Annotated in this window: 17 protein-coding genes and 1 riboswitch; of the genes, 7 read left to right on the forward strand and 10 right to left on the reverse strand. The window is 41.6% G+C overall.

Features of this window, described 5'->3' with window-relative positions; translation table 11 throughout:
- Positions 1-55: 55 nt before the first annotated feature.
- From ACHFIY_RS02130 to ACHFIY_RS02140, 3 genes are read left to right on the forward strand one after another with little or no spacing between them, the layout of a single operon-like run.
- Positions 56-1414 carry an acetylxylan esterase gene (locus ACHFIY_RS02130; RefSeq protein ID WP_410844397.1) on the forward strand — a complete coding sequence of 453 codons (1359 nt, stop codon included), beginning with the start codon at positions 56-58 and terminating at the stop codon, positions 1412-1414.
- 23 nt (positions 1415-1437) lie between these two features.
- Complete coding sequence (locus tag ACHFIY_RS02135) at positions 1438-2271, forward strand: hypothetical protein (protein ID WP_410844398.1); 834 nt, start codon at positions 1438-1440, stop codon at positions 2269-2271.
- A 28-nt stretch (positions 2272-2299) separates the two neighbouring features.
- The gene (locus ACHFIY_RS02140) at positions 2300-3304 is read left to right on the forward strand and encodes a YncE family protein (RefSeq protein WP_410844399.1); all 1005 of its coding nucleotides are present in this window, start codon (positions 2300-2302) and stop codon (positions 3302-3304) included.
- A gap of 165 nt (positions 3305-3469) precedes the next feature.
- On the opposite strand, the gene ACHFIY_RS02145 is transcribed toward ACHFIY_RS02140, so the two are convergent.
- The 5 genes from ACHFIY_RS02145 to ACHFIY_RS02165 form a co-directional block, all read right to left on the reverse strand.
- On the reverse strand, positions 3470-3976 hold the full coding sequence (locus tag ACHFIY_RS02145; RefSeq protein ID WP_410844400.1) for a hypothetical protein: 507 nt from the start codon (positions 3974-3976) through the stop codon (positions 3470-3472).
- Between the two features lie 211 nt (positions 3977-4187).
- On the reverse strand, positions 4188-4472 hold the full coding sequence (locus ACHFIY_RS02150; RefSeq protein ID WP_410844401.1) for a YtxH domain-containing protein: 285 nt from the start codon (positions 4470-4472) through the stop codon (positions 4188-4190).
- A 22-nt stretch (positions 4473-4494) separates the two neighbouring features.
- Positions 4495-4647: a lmo0937 family membrane protein gene (locus ACHFIY_RS02155; protein ID WP_410844402.1), complete on the reverse strand. Its 153-nt coding sequence runs from the start codon at positions 4645-4647 to the stop codon at positions 4495-4497.
- Between the two features lie 188 nt (positions 4648-4835).
- Complete coding sequence (locus ACHFIY_RS02160) at positions 4836-6389, reverse strand: OmpA family protein (protein ID WP_410844403.1); 1554 nt, start codon at positions 6387-6389, stop codon at positions 4836-4838.
- A gap of 273 nt (positions 6390-6662) precedes the next feature.
- Entirely contained in the window at positions 6663-7964 is a 1302-nt protein-coding gene (locus ACHFIY_RS02165) for a TolC family protein (RefSeq protein ID WP_410844404.1), read from the reverse strand.
- Positions 7965-8233: 269 nt separating this feature from the next.
- Between ACHFIY_RS02165 and ACHFIY_RS02170 the strand changes: the two genes are divergently transcribed.
- The 3 genes from ACHFIY_RS02170 (at position 8234) to ACHFIY_RS02180 (ending at position 13465) form a co-directional block, all read left to right on the forward strand.
- Positions 8234-10261, forward strand: coding sequence for a M13 family metallopeptidase (locus ACHFIY_RS02170; RefSeq protein ID WP_410844405.1), 2028 nt, complete (start codon positions 8234-8236; stop codon positions 10259-10261).
- 206 nt (positions 10262-10467) lie between these two features.
- A riboswitch (SAM riboswitch) is annotated at positions 10468-10585 on the forward strand.
- 278 nt (positions 10586-10863) lie between these two features.
- Positions 10864-12159 (forward strand): O-acetylhomoserine aminocarboxypropyltransferase/cysteine synthase family protein, encoded by a 1296-nt coding sequence (locus ACHFIY_RS02175; RefSeq protein WP_410844406.1) that lies wholly within the window; start codon positions 10864-10866, stop codon positions 12157-12159.
- Between the two features lie 277 nt (positions 12160-12436).
- Entirely contained in the window at positions 12437-13465 is a 1029-nt protein-coding gene (locus ACHFIY_RS02180) for a homoserine O-acetyltransferase family protein (protein ID WP_410844407.1), read from the forward strand.
- Positions 13466-13683: 218 nt separating this feature from the next.
- Here ACHFIY_RS02180 and ACHFIY_RS02185 read toward each other — a convergent pair whose 3' ends face one another.
- From ACHFIY_RS02185 to ACHFIY_RS02195, 3 genes are all read right to left on the reverse strand, one after another.
- Complete coding sequence (locus ACHFIY_RS02185) at positions 13684-14460, reverse strand: enoyl-CoA hydratase/isomerase family protein (protein ID WP_410844408.1); 777 nt, start codon at positions 14458-14460, stop codon at positions 13684-13686.
- A 150-nt stretch (positions 14461-14610) separates the two neighbouring features.
- A complete protein-coding gene (locus tag ACHFIY_RS02190) occupies positions 14611-15819 on the reverse strand; it encodes a DNRLRE domain-containing protein (RefSeq protein WP_410844409.1) in 1209 nt (402 codons plus the stop codon).
- 32 nt (positions 15820-15851) lie between these two features.
- Entirely contained in the window at positions 15852-16472 is a 621-nt protein-coding gene (locus ACHFIY_RS02195) for a TylF/MycF/NovP-related O-methyltransferase (RefSeq protein WP_410844410.1), read from the reverse strand.
- 2062 nt (positions 16473-18534) lie between these two features.
- Here ACHFIY_RS02195 and ACHFIY_RS02200 point away from each other — a divergent pair.
- The gene (locus ACHFIY_RS02200; protein ID WP_410844411.1) at positions 18535-20058 is read left to right on the forward strand and encodes a PSP1 domain-containing protein; all 1524 of its coding nucleotides are present in this window, start codon (positions 18535-18537) and stop codon (positions 20056-20058) included.
- Positions 20059-20256: 198 nt separating this feature from the next.
- On the opposite strand, the gene metH is transcribed toward ACHFIY_RS02200, so the two are convergent.
- Entirely contained in the window at positions 20257-23031 is a 2775-nt protein-coding gene (gene metH, locus ACHFIY_RS02205) for a methionine synthase (protein WP_410844412.1), read from the reverse strand.
- Between the two features lie 220 nt (positions 23032-23251).
- Positions 23252-23632, reverse strand: coding sequence for a GxxExxY protein (locus ACHFIY_RS02210; RefSeq protein ID WP_410844413.1), 381 nt, complete (start codon positions 23630-23632; stop codon positions 23252-23254).
- Between the last annotated feature and the right edge of the window lie 131 nt (positions 23633-23763).

The following is a 23763-nucleotide window of genomic DNA, read 5'->3' on the forward strand; positions in this document are numbered from 1 at the left end:
GTGCAATTTTATAACCATCTTTTCGTTATTATAGCACCGTATCTATTTATTTTGAATGCAACAGGCACTGTTACATAAGGGCAATTCACGTTCCAGCATGTTGCTATATGCCGTTTTGTGTTGCTTTTTAATGGCTGCAAGTATGGTTTGCTTTGGCCAGCCGGATGTTAGCTCCATGAGTTATAAAATAAAAGGGTACAGGGAAAATGGGATTTATGGCCCCAAAGACAGCAAAGTGGGTTATAGCATTAAGTTAAAGAATGTAATAAACGACAACCAAAAGGGCAATATTTATGTGGATGTGCAAAACGACCTTCAACAGTCGCTTTATCACGAGGATATACCCCTTTTTATAAAACCGGGCAGCAGCTATTCCAAAGACGTTGAGATAGATGTTGCCAAGCTGCCTACAGGTTTCTATAATATAGTATTCAGCATAACCACCAATCATTATAACCAATTTTTGAGTTATGTGTTTTCGGTGGAGCCAGAAAAAATGAAGCCTACCGGCGTGCGGCCAAATGATTTTGCCAGTTTTTGGGACAATGCCCGCAACGAGTTGGCCAACACAAACCCTAATTATAGGGTTACTAGGCGAGGGGATGTTTCTACCAATGGCAATGATGTATATTTGGTTGAGTTCCAGTCGCTGGGCAATGCAACCATCAGGGGATGGCTTAGCGTGCCAAAAAGCAGGGGTAAAAACCCGGTTTTGTATAGGCTGCCGGATTATGTAACACCCGTGGCGCCAGAATCGAGGGCAGACATGGCGGTTTTTACGCTGGATGTAAGGGGCATTGGCAATAGTGCTGACATAGGAAGGCTAGACTATAGCAGCTTTATAGTAAATGGGCTGGGCAGCCGTGAAACTTATATTTACCGGGCAGTATACATGGACTGCCTTAGGGGGATTGACTTTATTTGCAAGAATGCCGCAGACCTAAAGATAGACCCAGCAAAAATAATAGTTACTGGCACGGGGCAAGGGGCCGCAATTGCAGCAGTAGTGGCAGGTTTTGACAACAGAGTGAAGGGGCTTGTGCTAGACAGGCCTACGTTGGTAGATATGCGTACTACTTTTGCCGTAGGTGAAATAAAGACACTAGTGCCTTGGCCTATCCCTGCTTTTAAAGGATTTTTCAATGCAAACAGGCTTTCCCTTGATAATTTCTTTAAAACGTGGGATTATTTTGATGCCCTCAGTTTTGCTTCGTTAATAAAATGCCCCACATTGGTAGGCACGTCTTTAAAAAATGGGGTTAGTTTGCCACAATGCGCTTACAATTTTTACAACCAGGTATTGGCGCCTAAGCGAGAAATATACAGTTGCCCCGACAATGAAGTGGGAATTGACCAATCATTCTATATTTTTGAAAATAATTGGATAAAAGAAACGTTGAGGCTTTCGTATTAAATTTGCTCATTATAAATATACAAATGAAAAAAATTACTTTTTTACTAGTTTGCCTTGTTTTTGGGATACAATTATCCTGGGCTGGTTTCCCCATTGGCAAAGGGCGTTCTGTAATAATACCGGGCTACAATTATTACCATGCAAATGGTTACTGGGACGGCAAAAGGGCTTATTCAGACTATCCTACGGGTAATTTTTCCTCTCATTATTTTAGCATATATGGAGGTTATGGCCTTAGCCGCAGGTGGAACTTTCTGTACAGCCTGCCCTTTGTGGTACAGGTTGACAATAATACGCAGGGCAACAAAAAACGCCTTACAACAGCAGGCTTTGGCGATGCCATGGTAGGTCTTAGCTATTTTTTCAACGACTTCGATGCTAATAACCATGTGTCCCTTACAGGACTGCTGTATTTTCCTTTGTACAGCAACCCATTAAAACCAAATCCTATTATTGGTTTCCAATCGCTTGCAGGCGAGCTGAAACTGGGTTTTTCTGGTAGTGCCACGGGCAGTTTACGCAATCCTTATTACGATATAGAGTTTGGGGTTAGGCAATACTTTAATACAGAGGGGCCATTTCAAGTGTTTGCCAATATCACGGGTGGTGTACCCTTGAGCGATGATTGGAAGGTAAGCGGCACTATAAGCGGCATTAATTCGCTAAGTAGTGCCATCAGCAGCACCCAAGTGTTTTACAATTACAACAAAGATTTCGATTATGTGCGCATAGCTGCTAATGCCGGAAAAGTTATTAACGACAATGTTTCTATCTGGGGTGGCATATATACTGATATTACAGGCCGGAGCGTGGGAAGGGGCAGTGGGTTGTCTTTGTCTGCTGTTATTAAATTCTAAGGTATTAAAAAAAAGGAAATAGGCAAAGATGAAAAGAATATTATTGATTGGCATGATAGCAAGTTGTGCTATCAATGCAAAAGCCCAAAAAGACTTTAAAGTATTAAAAACATTTAAAATATCTGGTGCGGGCGGGTGGGATTATATTGCCGTGCAGCCAAACTCCAACAGGGTATTTGTATCCCACGGTACGCAGGTAAATATTATTGATAAAAACACAGGCGACTCCTTGGGTGTTATACCCAATACCATTGGCGTGCATGGCATTGCTTTTGTGCCTGCTTTGAACAAGGGTTATACCACCAATGGCAAAACCAATACATCCACGGTGTTTAACCTAAAAACATTTGCGATTATTGACTCCATCCCTACTGGCCAAAAGCCCGATGCTATTTTCTATGACGCTGCAATCAAAAAAATAGTGGTTTGCAATGGCAAAAGCAAGGACTTGTCTTTTATAGACCCATCTACCGATAAAGTAGTAGCTACCGTGGGAGTTGGCGGCAGCCCTGAAACAGCAGTAAGCGATGGTGCTGGAAAAATATTCGTGAACATTGAAGACAAAAATGAGATAGTAGCTATTGATGGCAAAACCTATTCCATATTGGCACATTGGCCAATTACCCCTGGAGATGCACCTACGGGGCTGGTAATAGACACAAAAACAAAAAGATTGTTTGCAGCCTGTGGCGATAACAGCATGTTAATAGCCGTAAATGTCGAAACAGGAGCTATTATAGACAAGCTAGCCATAGGTGCAGGCTGTGACGGGGCTGCTTTTGATCCAACAACCAATAATATCTATACCTCAAACGGAACAGATGGCACTATTACCGTGATACATGAAGATGATGCCAACAAGTTTGCTGTAACAGGTACAAGTAACACTAAAAAAGGGTCTAGGACAATTGCATTGGACACACAAACCCATCTATTGTATCTTCCCACTGCCGATTTGGAGGCATCCACAGGCAAAGGCAGGCCAAAAGCTATACCTGGCACGTTCCAAGTGTTAGTAGTAGGGAAACGGTAATTGGTTTTGGTTAATATGCCATAAAGACACTAAGACGCAAGGTGGCACTAAGTTTTAAAGAAAGGATGGAATACAAAGCATGTAATTCATTTTTCTTATTCTTCTTAGTGCCTCTTTTTTTATTTGTGCTAATTTTTGTTTTCGTGCCTTTCTGAAAACTAGCAATTACAATTTAAACGTAACGCCTATTTTTCCGTTGCCAAACGCATTGTTACCACCAAATTCCAAGTTTAGGCCAAATTTATTGGTAAAATAATACCTGCCGCCTACTTGCCCACCAAGGCCTAAGCCAGAGCTGTGCGTTCCATCATAGGCTGCGGGTAAAGACCATACATAAAACCCAACATTTAGCCCTGCGTAAAAGTCGAAGTCTTTAGGGATTTCCAAAACCCTGTTGAAATGGTAGTTTACATTGCCAGAGATACCTGTGATAGTACTCTTGTAATAGTCATGATTGCCTCTCCAGTCTTCCCTGTACGAACGGACAGACAACTCGCCACCTACTGTAATATCCCTCGAAGCACCATAATCTATGCCAAGATATACAGGTACCCCCCAGCTAGAAAATCCAAGGCCAAGGTTTAGTTGTGCTTTTCCTGGAGTTAATGAACCTTGCCCGTAGGATGTGCCAAATGCAAGCAAAACGGTAAATGCTAAAAGAATTTTTTTCATAATTTGATTATTTTGAATAGCCATCATTGCTAAATGCTAATGTGACTTGTAATAAATGATACGGGTCCATTTCAAAACTTAGCTGATTGCCTTACCCTTAAATAGTTAAACATCTGCTGCTTATTGGGATACTTTTATGCACCCCATAATTCCGAATTCTGCTTTGTGCTTCTTTGTGTTTTTATGCCTAAAAATAATGCTTAGAGTTGTTTTATAAAACCACAATTTCCACACCGCTCGTTTCTTCCTCGGCAGCCTTTGCCTTTATTTTTGCCAAGTAGGCCTCTGCATCGCTGCGGATAACAGCATATTTGTCGCTAACGGTGTCTAACAAATCATTGAATTTGTCTTTTATTATATCGGCATAGTCTTCTTCGCCTAAGCTTGAAATTTTACTCCTTGTGATGCTCCCTTTTTCAGGTGCATATAAAATGCCCAATATAGCTCCTGCGGCTGCCCCTGCCAATAGTGTGTAAACTATTCTTTTTGTGCTCATGATTTTTTGTTTTTAATTGTTATTAAATAGATCTACCTTGTATTAACCTAAATATTATGGCAATTAATGCTATTACAAGTAGAATATGGATAAGCCCCCCTACACTGTAAGCAAAAACCCCAATAGCCCAACAAATAATAAGTATTACTGCGATTGTATAAAGTAAATTTCCCATTTTTTTAATTTTTAATTACTGATGAATAAAACCATTACCGTGCCAATGCTTGCAACTGATAAATTCTATTTGAAAAGTTTATTTTGTATAATATTTTAGGGCTTTAAAAAAAGGCTGTGGAAAAAAATCCACAGCCCTAACCCCAACCCTAACACTAAAACAAGATAAAATCTGTTTATTTTTATAAGCTAGTAGGTTGTTTTTAATTCAACCCTTCTATTTTTTGCACGCCCAAGAGCAGTCTTGTTGCTTGCAATTGGGTTTTCTTCGCCATGGCCAGAAGCCGTAACCCTAGAGGCAGCAATGCCCTTATCTACTAAGTAATTTTTTACTGACTCAGTACGTTTTTGCGAAAGCGTAACATTTTTAGCAGGGTCGCCATTGCTATCTGTATAGCCGTCAATTATTAAGTTTGCACCTTCGTTACGGTTTAATATTTTTGCAAGTTCATCAAGTTGTACAAGAGAAGCTACTTTCAATTTATCGCTATTGTTTTCAAAGAAAACTTTGCTGCCTATTTGTGTAATCCTTGTTACTTCTTCTTTGGTTATTTGTGGGCAACCTTTATTGGCCATTGTGCCTTTTACAGCAGGGCAACGGTCGTCTATATCTGCCACACCATCACCATCGGTATCAGGGCAACCTTTCAAGCTTGCTGGACCAGCTGCATTAGGGCAACGGTCTTCTTCGTTCACCACGCCATCGTTGTCGTTATCCATTGCACATCCAGAAGCATCTACTTTGTAGCCTGCTTTTGTATTAGGGCATTTGTCGTCTGCATCAGAAACACCATCACCATCTGTGTCTGGGCAACCTTGAAACTTGGCAAGGCCTGCTACAGTAGGGCATTTGTCGTCTTTGTCTGCTATGCCATCGCCATCAGTATCTGGGCATCCTTGAAACTTAGCAAGGCCAGCTACATCTGGGCATTGGTCGTCTTTATCAGCTACGCCATCACCATCTTTATCTGGGCAGCCATTCAAGGCCACTGTGCCAGCTACATCGGGGCAAGCGTCAATATAATCTGCAACGCCATCTTTGTCCTTGTCTAGCGGGCAACCTGTTTTGTCAACAGCTACCATGGCAGGAGTATTGGGGCATTTGTCTATACGATCAGCTACGCCATCGTTGTCAGCATCTTTTTTCTTGCCAAAATTGAAAGAAAATCCTGCTGTATGAAAAAGGTACGAATCATTTTGACCACCAACAACCCCGTCTCTTTTGTCGTTGTTTGAGTAAATAAAGGTTTCCTGCAAAGTAAAGTTTACTTGAGAACCCAATTTAAACCTTACACCAGCACCATAAGATGGTGTAGCATAATCAACGTTTGTATTAGAAATAGCTAGGTTTTTATCAAACACCATAGCACCAGCTCCAAGAAAAATAAAAGGTCTTACAAAAGACTTTTCGCCAAGGATATTAAATTTCAAGTTAAGCAATGCAGACGTAAACCCAGAAGAAAAAGGCTTTGAAGTTTTATCGGCGGTATAGCCAATCTTGCCCTTGTCTATCATTAAGCTCAGGTCTAAGTGGTTTCCTAAATACCGGGAAAAAGTAATACCCCCTAAATAATTAATATTGTCCAGCGAGTAATTTGTGCTGTAGAAATCGTTCCCCAGGTCGCCATTATACTGCGTTACGCCACCATGCAAGCCTACGCTCCATTTCAAATCTTGTGTTTGTGCCTTTGTAACTAGTGTAAATGCTATACACATACAAGCTAGTAGTAATAATTTTTTCATCTTATTTGTCATTTAATGTTTTAGCTAGGGCGTAATTGCCATAACTGTCTTAATGTTATAATTTTTACAATTAGGCTACTATTGTGCCAAATGGTTTTGTATCTACCTATGTGGGATATGAGGAGGTATAAAAAAAATAAGTGGGGTATTTATGCTACACTTTATTAAAAATTGGGATATAAAAGCGGCTTTTAAGGCTTATTTAAGTCCTAGGGCTACAAAAAAGACGGTCACCAATCGGTAACCGCCTTGCTTACTAATAAAAACTTACTACTAAAATTTTAAATTGCTAGCTAGTTGTTTCAGTGCTATTTCAGCAGCTTTTGCGTTGTAGCTAAGGCTAACCAACTGGTAACCTGCATTTTCAAAACTTTGCTGTGCCAGTTTTAAGTCGATAATGGTTGACTGCCCTAGCCTGAATTTTTGCAGTACCAAATCCAAGAGTTTGCCCGAAAGGGCATAGTTTTCCTTGCCGGTTTTTAACTGCTGCAGCGAAACGGTATAGGTTTCGTAATAGCTGGTGGCATTTGCATAAGCATTGAACAACAGGCTATTTTTTTGCAAGGCGGCATTCTCGGTATTTATGGCAGCTACCTGCTGCTGCCGCTTGTATATAGAGCCGTTATAAATAGGTATGCCTAAGGAAACGCCTACAAAAGGGCCGTAAGATTGGTTGAGCAGGCTAAAGCCAGCCGCGCTTTTATTATTGCTAAACAAATAGCCTGCATTTGCCTTTACTGTTGGGTAGCGGAGGGCTGCAGTTTCTTTTTCTATTTGCCTGTTTATGGCTACCTGCTGTGCTGCCGCCACAATTTGGGGGTTGTTAGCCAACCTGTTTTTAATACTATCTAGTACAATGGTTGTATCTACAATAATGGTATCACGAATAGTAATGTTGGTATCGGTTGGTATGGTAATTAATGTAAGGAGGATTATTTTTGCCTGGCTTATAGCTAATTCCTGGCTTTTTTGTTGTTGCTTCAAGTCATTCAAGTCAGACTGTGCCTGAAAAATATCGGCATCATTTGCCAGCCCTACTTGCTTGCGGCTTTGCAGTATGCTTAGTTTTTCTACCGAGGCATCTATCGATTTCAAAATGGTTTTCAAAAGCCCTTGCTGCATTACAATAGTATAGTATTGCGTGGTGATAGATGCGATAAGCGTTTGTATTTGCAGGTTTAGCTGTTGCCTGCCTTGCTGTTCCAGCAGGGCTAGCCTTTTTTCGGTAGCATGTACCCTCATGCCATTAAACAGCAGTATGCTTCCTGTAATGCCAGCTGTAAGCGTGTTGGAGCCAACATTGTCTCTTTTTACGTCTTTGCTTGCGTCTGTATAGGTTTGGTTAATGCTTTGCACCTGCTCATTGTCGGCCAAAGACCCAGCAACAGTAGGCAAAGCACCTACAATGCCTTTATAGTTGTTTATATGGGCAATGTCTATATTGTTTTGTGCAACTCGTATGTCAAAATTATTTTTCAGGGCGGTATTAATGGCATCTTGCAGCCTAAAAAAGGGTTGGCAAAGCCCATTGACCGCCATGCCTACAAAAATTAATAGCATTAACCTCTTTACCATGCGGTGAAGTTATCTAGTCGACACATAATATGTAGCAGAAATTGTACCAACGGGCAGTAAATGAATTTCGGCGGATGGGGGTGGCGGCTTAAAGCTAAATTTAATATTACTCTATTCAGTTATAATTCCATTATCAGGTTGTATTGCGGGATATATCCATAAGGGCAGTTTCTTGTTTTGTTATATAATATTGACTCCTATTTATTTATTTTAACACTCAAATTTGACAATATAGAAAAAAGCAATATTTTCATTGCTTAATTTATTTTATGAGAATATATCAAATAGCTGGCACAGCTTGTTTTGCAATGATGGGCATTGCCGTATCGGCACAAAAAATGCCTGCCAAACAAAAGTTTATCGAAACGGCCAATATGGACAAGTCCGTGAAGCCAGGCGACAATTTTTATACATATGTAAATGGAAAATGGGAGAAAAATGCAGTGATACCCCCTACCGAAAGCAGCATTGGCTCTTTTTTAGATTTGTACAACCGTACCAAGGAAAAACTAAAAGGCATATTGCTAGATGTGTCTAAAGGAGGGCAGGTACCTGGCAGCATAGAACAAAAAGTAGGCGATTTCTATGCTTCTGGGATGGATTCGGCAACCATAGAAAAATTGGGCTATTCGCCTATAAAGCCGTTTTTAAAAGAAATTGATGCCATAAAAGATTCAAAAGGCATTACGTTATTTATTGCTAGGGAACAGGCTGAAAACACCAATATCCTTTATGCACTTGGCGTGAGTGCCGATGACAAAAACAGCAGCATGAACATCCTCAGTTTCTCACAGGCGGGCTTAGGCTTGCCAGACAGGGACTATTATTTTAAAACCGACCCTGCTACCGTTGCTATCCAAAAAGCATATCAAGCCTACCTTGCAAAGTTATTTACCATTACTGGAACCGATTCTGTAAAAGCAGCTAAAAACGTAGCCTCTATTTATGATTTGGAAAAACAATTAGCCACTAGCCACCGCACCAACGTAGAACTACGTGACCCTCAAAGCAACTACAACAAAATGGCAGTAACGGATTTGCAAAAAACAATGCCGGTGTTTGACTGGAAGGGTTTGTTTGCTGTGCTGCATGTAAACCCAGATTCTATAAACGTAAACCAGCCTGCTTTTTATACCAAGGTAAACGAGCTGTTAAAATCAGTGCCTTTAAGCACATGGAAGGAATACTTGAAAGCAAGCGTATTGAAAGAAGCCGCCCCTGCCCTAAGCAGCGACTTTGTAAATGCACGTTTCAACTATATTAAATCCCTAACCGGACAGAAAAAAATAAAACCCCGCTGGGAACGTATTTACCGTGCCACGGATGGTAACCTTGGCGATGCACTTGGCCAGTTGTATGTAAAAAAATACTTTACAGCAGACGCTAAGAAACGTATGCTGGTTTTGGTAAACAACCTAAGCATCGCTTTTGAAAACCGCATCAACAGGCTAGATTGGATGAGCGGTGAAACCAAGACTGTTGCCAAAGAAAAGCTACACGCCTTTTTAAAGAAAATTGGCTTCCCAGACAAATGGAGGGATTACAGTGCAGTAACCATTAACAGAGGTACTTATTTCAATAACTTGGTTGCTTGTGCCAAAAACGAGTTTAACTACCAAATAAGCAAAGTGGGCAAATCTGTTGACAAAACAGAGTGGGGCATGACACCGCCTACCATCAATGCCTATTACAACCCAACCTTTAATGAAATTGTATTCCCCGCCGGCATTTTGCAATTCCCATTCTTTGACCCTGCCGCCGACGATGCCATTAACTATGGAGGCATAGGCATGGTGATAGGCCATGAAATGACACATGGTTTTGACGACCAAGGCGCACAGTACAACAAAGACGGCAACCTTGCCAATTGGTGGGCCACCGCCGATAGTGTGCAGTTTGTAGCCAAAAGCAAGAAAGTAATAGACCTCTACAGCAGCTTTACCGTTTTAGATACATTACATATAAATGGCGAGCTAACTACTGGCGAAAACATGGCAGACATTGGCGGCATTGCCATAGCTTATGAAGCCTTTAAAATGACCAAGCAGGGCAAAGACACTACACGAATAGACGGCTTTACGCCAGACCAACGTTTCTTTATATCTTTTGCCCAGATTTGGCGCAGCAAAGAGAAAGACGAAGTGCTACGCCAGCAGGTAAACACCAATCCACATTCGCCAGCCAACTGGCGCGTACTGGGTCCATTGATGAACTTCACACCTTTTTACACGGCATTTAATGTGCAACCCGGCGACAAAATGTACAAACCAGAGGCAGACAGGATAAAGATTTGGTAAGCAATAAAAATTCTTCACCACATAGAATGAAGTTTAAAAGGAGTTAAAAAAAACAAAGCAAGTCCTTTTTCCTTTGCTTCTTCTTTTTTTCTTTGTGCCACTTTGAGCCTTTGTGTCTTTGTGGCGAAAAAAAATTACTGCGTGACAACAAATTCCTTTTGGAAGTTTCAACAATCTCCCTTTACATTTGCACCAGTTCTTTAACATACTTATCAAGAAAGGCAGAGGGAATTGGCCCTGTGAAGCCTTGGCAACCCAAACAAGTAAACCACCACTTGTTTAGAAGGTGCCAACTCCATCCCCCAAAAGGGGAAGAGATAAGACAGCGTTGGTTTACATACTTAGTTTTGAATACATTAACCTGTATCAATATTAAAAGCCCGTCTGGATTATTTCTGACGGGCTTTTTTATTTGGTTACGAGTTATGGATTATAAATTATGAGTTGCTAGTGCTTGTACCTTGTAATAACTAACCTTGCAACTGCCTCTATCTCCTCTTGCTAATTGTTATTGGCTATAATTTATATTTTTTAATGCCTCTGCTTGCAGCCAATGGTGGAGGTCTATAAATTGTTTGCAAGTAGCTAAAAACAAATTTACCATGAGCAATTTACATTTTGAAACATTACAGTTACATGCAGGCCAGCAGGCCGATTCTGCCACCAACGCAAGGGCAGTACCTATTTACCAAACCACATCGTATGTGTTCAACGATACTGCCCATGCGGCTAACCTGTTTGGGTTAAAGGCTTTTGGCAATATCTATACTCGTATCATGAACCCCACGACTGATGTGTTTGAACAACGCATTGCGGCATTGGAGGGTGGCGTGGCAGCATTAGCCACGGCTAGTGGCCAATCGGCACAGTTTATTGCCCTGAATAACATCTTACAGGCTGGCGACAATTTCGTTTCCACTTCTTTTTTATATGGCGGCACTTACAACCAGTTTAAGGTAGCTTTTAAAAGGCTAGGTATTGATGTACGTTTTGGCAATGGCGACGATGCCGCTAGCTTTGAGCCGCTGATAGACGGTAAAACAAAAGCCATTTACTTAGAAACCATAGGTAACCCACGCCTAAACATCCCCAATTTTGAGCAGTTTGCCGCATTAGCCAAAAAACATGATTTGCCACTGATTGTGGACAACACCTTTGGCGCAGGCGGATTTTTGTTCAAGCCATTGGAGCATGGTGCGCATATAGTAGTGGAAAGTGCCACCAAATGGATTGGCGGCCACGGCACCAGCATTGGCGGCGTGATAATAGACGGTGGTAATTACAACTGGGGCAATGGCAAGTTCCCACAGTTTACCGAGCCTAGCGAAGGTTACCACGGGTTGGTATTTGCAGATATTTTTGGCGTGAACAACCCATTGGGTCTGCCCAATATTGCGTTTGCCATCAGGGCAAGGGTAGAAGGCCTGCGTGATTTTGGGTCATCCCAAAGCCCATTCAATTCTTTCCTGCTGATACAGGGCTTGGAAACATTGAGCCTGCGGGTAGAACGCCATGTACAAAACGCATTGGCATTGGCCAAATGGCTAGAAGCACAGGAAGCCGTGGAATATGTATTGTATCCCGGCTTAGAAAGCAATGCTTATCACGAGCTGGCCAAAAAATACCTGAAAAATGGTTTTGGTGGCGTGCTGCAAGTGGCCATAAAAGGGGGCAGGGAAAAGGCAGAGCAATTTATCAATAGCCTGAAATTAATCAGCCACCTAGCCAATGTGGGCGATGCCAAAACACTGGCCATCCACCCTGCATCTACCACGCACGAGCAGCTTAGCGAGGAAGAACAAATAGCTGCTGGCGTTGCACCAAACTTGGTGCGTATAAGCGTTGGCATAGAGCATATTGAAGATATTAAAGCCGATATAGAACAGGCGTTGGCATAAATATTTTTGCCACAAAGGCTCAAAGGCTCTAAGCAGCACGAAAGGCTTAAGTAAAGAAAAAGGTTACTCATTTTTTATTTGTCTGAATTAGGATTTTTAGGATTTAGGTGATTAAAAGGATTTAATACCTTCGCTTATCCCTTTATTCACAATAATCCACAAAATCACGGTTCAGACAACTTTTTTAATTAAAAAACAATACCCGCTATGCTGTTTCCAGCAGCGGGGCTTTTCCAGGGTTTTAGGGGTTAATGCCTCTTGCCCATTACATATAAATATGTCAAAGATTTTTAACCACCACGAATCATTTGAATTAGAATGCGGCAAACGCATAGAAAACCTAGCATTGGCTTATACCACTTATGGGCAACTAAATGCTGCAAAAGACAATGTTGTATGGGTTTTCCATGCCCTTACTGCAAACTCGGACCCAGCAGAATGGTGGCCGGGGCTAGTGGGCGAAGGCTTTTTGCTTTGCCCTGAGCAATATTTTATTGTTTGTGTAAACATGCCCGGCAGTTGCTATGGCAGCACCAATGCCATAAGCATCAACCCCACTATAGGGAAACCTTACTACCACAGCTTCCCTTGGTTTACCACGAGGGACATGATACGGAGCTACCAAGCATTGAGAGAAGTATTGGGCATCACCCACATCAAAATTGGCATTGGCGGCAGCATGGGCGGGCAACAACTGCTGGAATGGGCTATTGAGGAACCGGATTTATTTGAATACATCATACCCATTGCCACAAACGCATTCCATTCGGCATGGGGCATCGCTTTCAATGCCTCGCAGCGGCTTTGCATAGAAAATGACCATACTTGGTTATCGGAAAGGAAAGATGCTGGCATCAATGGCATGAAGGCCGCAAGGAGCATAGCATTGCTTAGCTACCGCAACCACGATACCTACGACAGCAGGCAAACGGGTATTACGCCTGATACCATAACCCACCCAGTGGACAAACAAATATTCAGGGCCGAAACCTACCAACGCTACCAAGGCGAAAAGTTGGCCAAGCGTTTCAATGCGTTTAGCTATTATGCCCTTAGCCGTGCCATGGACAGCCACAATGTGGGCAGGGCACGTGGCGGTGCAGTAGCCGCTTTGCAAACCATCAAAGCAAAGGCACTCGTTATAGGCATTTCTACCGATTTGTTGTTCCCCGTGCAGGAGCAGGCATTTTTAGCAGAAAATATACCACAGGGGAAGCTTGCTGTGATACAGTCATTATACGGCCATGATGGCTTTTTGTTGGAATTTGAGCAGATAGAAAAAGTGATAAGGGATTTTATTGGATAATACACTAAAAAATCATTAAGCCTCGCTTTTTGCTATTTCATGTTGGCGGCTTTTGCTTTTTACCCTGTCATTTTCTAGGCTTGCCAAACGTTCTTTATCAGCTTTAATAAATGCACTAAGCCCTTGTTTTTACTTGTCTGTAAGCGGTTTGCCTTTAATTACAAAATCAATCCCCTCTGGTTCTTTGTATGTATCCCATGATTATCTGTTTTTAAAATTTACCCACCCCTAAACATCGCTTTTCGTTTACCTAAAAATGCCTCCACCCCTTCCTGCTTGTCGGCTGTTGCAAAGCAACGGCTAAAGGCATCCAGTTCTACTTCATAGCCATTTAACGCAGGGTTGTGCGCTGCATTCGCTGCTTCTATGCAGGCAGCTACTGCCAGCGGTGCTTTGCTATTGATGGTTTGCAGCAGCGCAATGGCAGTGGGCAGCAATGCTTCTGGCTCCACCACATGGTTTACCAGCCCATATTGGTATGCCGTGGCAGCATCTACCATATTGCCGCTTAGCATCATTTCCAATGCTCGGCCTTTGCCAATATGCTGCACCAAACGCTGTGTGCCGCCATAGCCGGGTATGAGGCCAAGATTTACCTCGGGCTGGCCAAACTTTGCATTGGCAGATGCTATGCGTATATGGCAGCTCATGGCCAACTCGCATCCGCCCCCTAGTGCAAAACCATTTACGCAGGCAATGATGGGCTTGCGGCTGTTTTCTATTTTAAAAAAAGTGTCCTGCCCGGCATTTGCCAGCTTTTTGCCTTCAGTAGCAGCGTAATCGTTAAACTCCGAAATATCGGCCCCGGCCACGAATGCTTTTTGGCCGCTGCCTGTGATAATTGCAGACTGTATGGCTGGGTTGGTGCCCATTTCATCAAGAGCTAGGTTTAGCTCTGCCAGAACGTCTTTGTTCAAGGCGTTCAGCTTATCTGGGCGGTTGATGGTGATGGTAAATATGCCGTTTTCTAGCGTAGCAAGCAATGTTTTATACATGGAATAAAGGTATGGATATATTGCCTTTATATAGCCACAAAGGCGCAAAACACAAAGTAGCACAAAGAAAAAGGAAAGAAAAAGGGCTTTACTCACTCCCTTTTTCTTTCCTTTTTCTTTGTGCTATGTGCTTATTGGTAAACACCAAAATTATTTCTGAATAACCAACTTGCTTACCTGCATGTTGCCATCTACCAGCAGCGAAAGGTTGTAGTTGCCACGGCTTAGGGCAGTAAGGTTGTTTAGGGTTATGGTGTTGTTGCCCTTTTGCAAATACCTGGCTTCCGAAACAATTGCCCTGCCGAGCAAATCGGTGATTTTTATGGTTACAGCCTGGTCTTTGCTGGCAGCTACAGACAATTGCAAGTAGCCACTTGTAGGGTTGGGGAACAGCTTTATGGTACCTGACATTTTAGTTGTGGCAAGCACAATAGACTCGGAATAGGTGATGCTGCCAGTTTTGCCTACTATCTTTAACCTGTAATAAACCGAAAGTGAAGCACTGCTAATGGTATTGGTGAAATGGTATTGATATGTACTGGCTTGTGCCGCAGCTAAGCTGCCGACCGCTTGGAAATTAACCCCATCCACGCTTTTTTCCACGATGGTGGCTGCCGCATCCCCATCGCTATTGTACCAATTTAGGCTGGCAATGCCATTATTTACATTGCCTGAAAAAGAAAGTTTATGTACTGGAAGCGGAATTGTGTAGCAAATTTCAAGTCGGGCTTTTACAGAATCGGGGTCGTTAAATGAATAAAAAATCATGCTATTATAGGTAGCTTCAGTTTGCAGCCTAAGCAGTACGCCATAATTGCTATCAGGCCTGTTTACCCAAAGCTGTACAAAATCTTGCATGTCTAACACATAATTCTGATGCAAGGAAGTACTTTGAGCCAATACTTTTTGGTTTTGCTGTGTTACAGTGGGTTGTGATGCCCATCCAACATTATTCATATCCCATGGACCTAAAGCCCTTTGTAACAAAGAAGTATTCGCAGTGCCAAAGGTTGGGTCTATTCTGTTACCATTAGCCAAGCCAACCGTTTTTGCATACAAGTATAGTTTAGCACTTGAGATTGTCGCGTTTTTAGGAATGGTGCTAACATCATATTGGAAGAGTGTACGCTGTGTCCAAATGGGGTAACCATTGGCATTGCTTGTCCATCCTAAAGATTCAATTTCAGAAGTGCCAAAATTTCCTGAAGAATTGTTTTTAGCAAAATTATTGTTTACGATAGCTACCTTAAAAAGCCCGCTCGTAGAGCTTGCTTTTAAAGTTAAACTTTGTCCACATGTTTGTGCATTGGCAAAAGCCACGAAGGAGAAAAAAGAAATTGCGATTAAAAAATGTTTCATAGCCTAGGTTTTTTTGATTAAAATTATGATAATTAAGCGACTTTAAAAGCAGTAAAATAATAATTATTTGCTGCCGCAATTAGGTCAAGTTTTATATAATATGATTGAATAAAATCTAAATAGGCTTTAAATTCATGTGTTGGAACTACAAACTCATCAAAGAAAATAATATCGCCTTTTTTAAGGAAAGGAGCAAAGGACGTCAATGCAAACAATGTTGAGGAATACAAGTCTGCATCCATCATCAATACATTTCTTTTATTGGGGTTGAACTCTTTTAAAAACCCTGGCAAAGTTTGCTGGAACAGACCAGTATAAAATTTGCCGCGTGCATCATTAATTACCGGTACACTAAAATCGGTTGAGAAATACCCTTTCTTATATCCGCCCCAATCTTCTGGCAAGCCATCAAAAGTATCAAAGCCATAAAAACGGCTATCGGGGTGTTTGTTTTGTTCCACCCAAACTTTAAATGAATAGCCGTCTGCAACGCCAAATTCTACATAATTAATTTCCCCATCCAATTTCTCCGTTTCAAAAACATGCTTGTAGAAATTATTGCGTTTAAAATAATCCCAGTTACTTGGAAAATCATTATAGGTAATCCCTTTATTTTCAGACACCCATTTTGAAAAACGTGTTAAATAAGCCATGTTTTCAAAAAATCCAAGAAAAAATCCAAAAACAAGATGCAGCCTAAGCTGGATAAATAAAATTTTTGTATAACGAATAAAAAACAACCTCATGTTGCAATAATAAGAATTTCATTTACGCAAATAATTTTTTGTAAAAAATAAAATTAAATAGCCCTTCAAACAGGACATTTTTTGACTATTTCTTTTTTTGAGGTGCTTGTATATTTTCTAAAAACCCTAAAAGGGTTAAACAATAGTAGCCATGGGTGCAACCTGTGGTAGGCATTTAAGGTGGAAACAACCCCTGCAGTGGTTGAAAATACCCATACTAAACTTATGTATTTAAAAATTTTATTGTTTAAATAATCAGTTCAACGGGTTCATTTTAAATCTTCGCTTTTTATTGACCTTTTTATTTAGAAGAAGCTTTACTAAGTGATTGTGAAAGCCCCACCATACATCCTGACATCAACCCAGCCCTCTACAAGGGAGAGAGGGCCAAGAACAAAGGAGGGAATATGAAGAACAAAGCGAATATTTGAAATGGGTTATTGTCTGTTTTTTAGTCGTTTATTTTTTTCCTATTTTCCTTTTTGGCCTATAACTAATTGATATTCAGTTTTTTATGTTTTTAAGCCTCATTTTTTATGATAATTTAAGCGAATTTTATGATAATGTATTGATAATGGAATGATAGTTTTATTATAAGAAACTGATCATTTATTGATAATAAACTGATATGATTTTGATAGTGAATTATTATTTTCCTAAGCCAATTAACACCTTGTGCAAGAGCTAAAGCGAAGATGGCTAGTTCCTTTTTCAATGTAAAATTGGCATGGATAAGTATATAGCCCAAAATTAAAATCCTATATGGGGGAAATATTCCCCCATGAGCATCCAAAATTTCCCCCATATAGGATTGTCCTTTTCAATAGTCCGTGAATTATTCCCAATTTTACAGTATGTAGCCCCTTTGTTCCCGCTAAGCAAGCCGCCTCGGTTGTCCTAGTCCCGGTTCTTAGACTTGCGGCACTAAATTTAATATGCAAATAAAAATTATTATATGTTCATTTCCGCCTTAAAAACACGCAAAAAGCACTCACAAATCACTCACTTTTCACTCACAAATCACCCACAAATCACTCAAAAATCACTCACGTTTCACTCACAAATCACTCATCTTAAAAAACAAAAAAACACTGTATTTCAATGAGTTATAACCAAAGAGGGCCTGATATTTAAAATTAAGAACAAAATACACTGCCAAAAGCGGGGGCTCCGCCCCAAAAAAAAGGTGTCCGCACAGTAGCGCTGCGGAGGGGGTACAGTAGGTGCAGCTATTTTTGGATAACACAATTAGCTAAGCTTTGAAATGCACCCCCGATCCTATACAGCCTACCAGTGAGATTTGGTAACTTTTGGAAAGTTGCCAAGTCAAAAAACAAGCAGTTAAGCGAAAAACTTTTTTGCATCCCCAAAACCTTTTACGCATTGCGTATATTCTCAATTTGCTAAACTGTTTGTTATTTCGCTATTTTTGGGCAAATTGAGGGGTTGCAAGGGCATAGGAATGGCAGTTTAGTGTTTGCTGATAGAAAAAGTAGTTGCATTTATAGGCTTTAGCTTTATAAAATATAAAAGGGCAAGTTTTTTGCCCATCACCTATACTATCGTATTGCCTGTTTTTAAAACAATAGGCATAGCCTTGTTTGCAAATATGTGCTTGGCTCCATTAGGCCTGTCATTCCAGGGTTTACCTGCCCCTCTAATTTAAGTAACAATATGCCCTGCCGCTTTTAAAAGCGGCTCAAAAGCATTGTTTGCTGCTCAGGTGCAAGTTTGTTTAATCTGCCACTAAGGCACGAAGACTCAAAGAGGCACAAAGTTTTAAGGGGAAGAAGAAAAAAAGAAAAAATCATGTTATCAATACCTATTTGCCTTCTTATTTTTTTCTTCTTCTTTATTTCCTTTGTGCTACTTAGAGCCTTTGTGTCTTTGTGGCGAAACAATACATGGGTAGCAACAGGCATTTGCATGGCTGGGAATTTAGTTAATAACATTGTAAATTAATGATGATATGGGTTGTGGATCTTGTGGAACGGGCAAGCCTAATGGCTGCAAAAGCAATGGCGGGTGCAGCACGGGCGGTTGCAACCGGATGAATGTACACGATTGGCTGGTGAACCTTCCTTTTTCCGATGTGGAAAGCACTTGCAAAGTAATAGAGGTGAGTTTTAAACAAGGCAGCCGCAAAGAATTTTTCAGGAACACCACGCTCCAATATTTTGAAAAAGGCGACTATGTAACTGTGGAAGGCATTGGCGGGTTCGACGTGGGCGAAGTGAGCTTGAGCGGCGAGCTGGTGCGGATGCAACTGAAAAAAAGAGGGGTTGACGAATTTAGCCCCGAGATGAAAAGGATACTACGCCCCAGCATGGAAAGGGACTTGGAAACCTTTCATATAAGCAAGGGCAGGGAAGCCAAGACCCTTGCCCGCAGCCGTGAGATAGCCATAGGCTTGAAACTGCAAATGAAGCTGTCTGAAATAGAAATACAGGCCGACGGCAAAAAAGCAACCTTTTTTTACACGGCCGACGACCGGGTAGATTTCAGGGAAATGATAAAAATGTTTGCCGCCGAGTTTAAGCTAAAGGTAGAGATGCGGCAAATAGGCATAAGGCAGGAAGCGGCTAAAATGGGCGGCATTGGCAGTTGCGGCAGGGAACTTTGCTGCAGCACTTGGCTTACCGATTTTAAAAGCGTGAACACCACAGCAGCCCGGTACCAGAACCTGTCTATCAACCAAACAAAGCTTAGTGGGCAGTGCGGCCGCTTGAAATGCTGCCTGAACTTTGAACTAGACACTTATTTGGATGCCTTGCAGCAATTTCCTGAGAATGCAGACACGCTGGAAACCAGCAAGGGCAATGCTTTTTTGATAAAGAAAGATATTTTCAAAAACCTGATGTGGTACATACTGCAAGGCAGCAGCCGCCACTACCCCTTGTCTATAACAAGGGTAAGGGAGATAAAACGCTTGAATGGGCAAGGTGTGAAGCCAGATGACCTAGAACCAATAGACCTAACTACGGGCAAAGAAATAGACGTAGAGCCAGAATATGCCGACGTGGTAGGCCAGATAAGCCTGAAAACACTTGAAAAAAGCGACCGGAAGAAAAGGGACGAGCAACGCAGCAATAACAGGCCAAGGCAGATAGAAAGCCGGGGCGAAAGGCCTAGCCAGCCCCAACAGCAACGTGACCCTGCAAACCCACCACCAGCAAGGGAAAATAATAATAACAATGCAGGAGGCCAGCCAAACAGGCCGCCGCAAAACAATAGGCCGCCAAGGGAGAATAACAACAATAACAATCCGCAGCAACGTGCCAACAGGCCGTCGCACCCACCTAGGGAAAATAATGGTGGGCAGCAGCAACGCCCACCACAAAACAGGCCGCAGCAGCCACCAAGAGACAATAGCACAGGTGGAGGAAATGCACAAAGGCCACCGCAAAACAGGAGGCCGCCACGCAACAACAACAGGCCTCCACAACAAGGTGGAGGTGGCGATGGAGGTAGTGGCGATACACCAGCGTCTTAAAAGTAGCCACTAAGGCACGAAAACACTAAGAGGCACAAAGAATTAAGGGAAGAAAGATTATAATGATTTATAATCTTTCTTCCCTTTTTCTGAATGCTATTTTGAATCTTCGTGCCTTTGTAGCAATAAAACCGGGGTGTAGTAACAAAATGTGTAGCTGCCCCACTCAAAACTTAAAACACAAAACTCAAAACAATTTTACCCTTCCATATTCTGCCTCAACCACCTTTCTATTTCTTCCAGCGGCATGTCTTTCCTTTTGGCATAATCCTCCATTTGGTCGGGCTGAATTTTGCCTACGCCATAATACTGGCTTTGTGGATTCGCAAAGTACCAGCCACAAACAGAAGAAGCAGGGTACATGGCAAGGCTTTCTGTAAGCGTGATGCCAATACTTTCGGTAACCTTTAGCATATCGAACAACTTGTATTTCTCCGTATGGTCCGGGCAGGCAGGATAACCTGGAGCAGGACGGATGCCTAGATATTTTTCATGTATCAATTCATCATTTGTCAAATGCTCGTCTGTTGCATACCCCCAGTACTCCTTCCTTGTTTTCAAGTGCAGGCACTCTGCAAAAGCTTCCGCAAACCTGTCAGCCAACGCTTGCAGCATGATTTTATTATAATCATCTAAATTGGCTTCAAATGCTTTTATATGTGGCTCAATGCCATCGATAGTCACAGCAAAAGCACCTAAGTAGTCATAAGTCGTAAGTGGTAAGTCGTAAGTATTAGACCGAGAGTTATCGGAAGTTTTAAGCGGCTTAATAAAGTCTGCCAAAGAAATATTGGGCTGCCCCGGTGCTTTTTGTATCTGCTGCCGCAAAAATTCTAAGCGGGTGACTGTCGGTTCACGGTCAACGGTCAACGGTTCACGATTCACGACTACCGTATCCCCCTCACTGCCTGCTTCCCAGAAGCCGATAACACCCTTAGCGGTCAACCATTTTTCTGCAATTATTTTATCCAATAATGCATTGGCATCATTGTACAGTTTAGTTGCTTCCACACCTACAATCTCATCAGTCAAAATAGCAGGGAAGTTACCGTGCATTTCCCAAGCAATGAAGAAAGGTTTCCAGTCAATGTATTGCCTTAGTTCCGCCAAATCAAAATCTGCAAACACTTTCGTACCTATAAATTGAGGCTTAACAGGTTGAAAACTAGCCCAGTCAATATTTACCTTATTCTTCAATGCTTTTTCATAAGAGAGGTAACTCTTGACAGATTTTTTATTATCGAAACTGTATTTCAGTTTCACATATTCATCCGTTATGCCACCTAAGAAAGCGGGTTTGGTGTCATTGTTTAAAAGGCTTCCCGCAACGGTAACGCTGCGGCTGGCATCCAACACATGCACCACGCCATTGCCATATTGTGGGGCAATTTTTACAGCGGTGTGCATGCGGCTGGTAGTAGCACCACCTATCAAAAGGGGTTGTTTCATTCCCCTGCGGGTCATTTCCCGGGCAACGTGTACCATTTCATCCAATGAGGGCGTAATCAGCCCGCTAAGGCCTATAATATCTACATTGTGCTTGATGGCAGCATCCAATATTTTATCGGTAGGCACCATTACCCCCAAGTCAATAATATCATATCCATTACATCCCAAAACCACACCCACGATGTTTTTGCCAATATCATGCACATCACCTTTCACGGTAGCCAATAATATTTTGGCTGCCCCAGCACCCTCTTCGTTGATAGTGCCTGCGGCAATATGCGCCAAGCGGCGGTCTTCTTTTTCTTGTTCAATATATGGGGTAAGTACAGCCACGCTCTTTTTCATTACCCTTGCGCTTTTTACTACCTGTGGCAGGAACATTTTTCCTGCACCAAACAAGTCGCCTACAAAGTTCATCCCATCCATTAATGGCCCTTCAATTACATCCAATGGCTTAGCGTATTTTTGACGGGCTTCTTCTGTATCAGTTTCTATATATTCTGTAATACCGTTTACCAAAGCATGTTTCAGCCTTTCTTCCACCGAATTATCACGCCATTTTTCATCCTTTTCCTGCACTTTACCTTTAGCTTTTACCGTTTCCGCAAAGGCAATCAGTTTTTCAGTGGCTTCGTTATTATCGTTATTACGATTAAGGATTACATCCTCGCACAAATCACGCAAGTTGGGTTCTATTTCATCGTACACCACCAATTGACCCGCATTCACAATACCCATATCCATCCCCGCCTTAATGGCATGGAAAAGGAACACTGAGTGCATGGTTTCCCTTACATGTTCATTGCCCCGGAAAGAAAAGGAAAGATTACTGACCCCTCCACTAATTTTCACAAGCGGGTGGCGTTGTTTAATAATGCGGGTAGCTTCTATAAAATCAACACCATAGTTATTGTGTTCTTCCAACCCTGTAGCAATGGCAAACACATTGATGTCGAAAATAATATCCTGTGGGTCAAAGCCTACCTGTTCAGTCAATATAGTATAGGCCCTTTCTGAAATTTCTACTTTGCGTTCCAGCGTATCGGCCTGACCTTGCTCGTCAAATGCCATTACTACCACCGCTGCGCCAAATGCCTTACATATATAGGCCTGCTCTATAAACTTCTTCTCCCCTTCTTTCATGGAGATAGAGTTTACAATACAACGCCCTTGGATACATTTCAACCCAGCTTCAATAATTTCAAACTTAGAGCTATCCACCATGATGGGTATCTTGGCAATATCCGGTTCGCTTTGCAGCAGGTTGATATAAGTGGTCATGGCTTTTACACCATCCAGCAAGGCATCATCCATGTTCACATCCAGTATCTGTGCACCGTTTTCTACCTGTTGGCGGGCAACGGAAAGTGCTTCCTCGTATTGGTTATTCAAAATTAAGCGGGCAAACTTCTTGCTTCCGGTTACGTTTGTGCGTTCCCCAACATTCACAAAATTTGTTTCCGGCCTAACAATTAGCGGCTCCAACCCACTCAACCGCAAAAAAGGTTTTATCGTAGTACTCATATTTATTTTTTTTACCACAAAGGGCACAAAGTTTTTTCACAAGGGGCACAAAGAAAAGAAAAAGAAAAAAGGATACAAAGAGCCATTTTACCACAAGGTTCATAAGGAAAAGAAAATAAGGACACAAAGAGCCGCTTTAATTTTTACCACAAGGTTCACAAGTTTTTTTTCGCAAAGCGCACAAAGGTTTTTTAAAGGGGCGCAAGAAAAAAGCAAAAGATTATAAAGACCCGTTGATAACTCTGCGGATTCCATTTTTAAATAATAGGGTATTGAAATTAATCAATAAACCAAGTTTACAATCTGACAATTTTAAATACGTTAGTACTTGCGCCAAATGAAGGTCGCTTAAAGTATCAACCGCTTTTATTTCTATTATCAATTTATCTTCAAGTAATAAATCTACCCGATAACCAATATCTAATTGAATCTTATCATAAATTAAAGGCAAAGCTTTTTGTTTTTCAACTCTTAAATCTAGGTTCACCAATTCAAAATACAAACACTCCTCATAAGCACTTTCTAATAAACCAGGTCCCAATGCTTTGTGGATTTTAAGCCCTGCATCAAAAACCAATTTAGCCAGTTCATTTTCAGTCATACGTTATAGTCTTTATAACTTATTTATCCGTAGTTATACCTTCTTTCGGCAATAATACTTAGTGACCCTTTATTTCCTTCCCTTGTGTTCTTCGCTTAGTGTCCTTTCTTCCCTTGTGTTCTTTGTGAAAA

The sequence above is a fragment of the Parasediminibacterium schistidii genome, from assembly GCF_046546515.1.
Lineage (GTDB): Bacteria > Bacteroidota > Bacteroidia > Chitinophagales > Chitinophagaceae > Parasediminibacterium.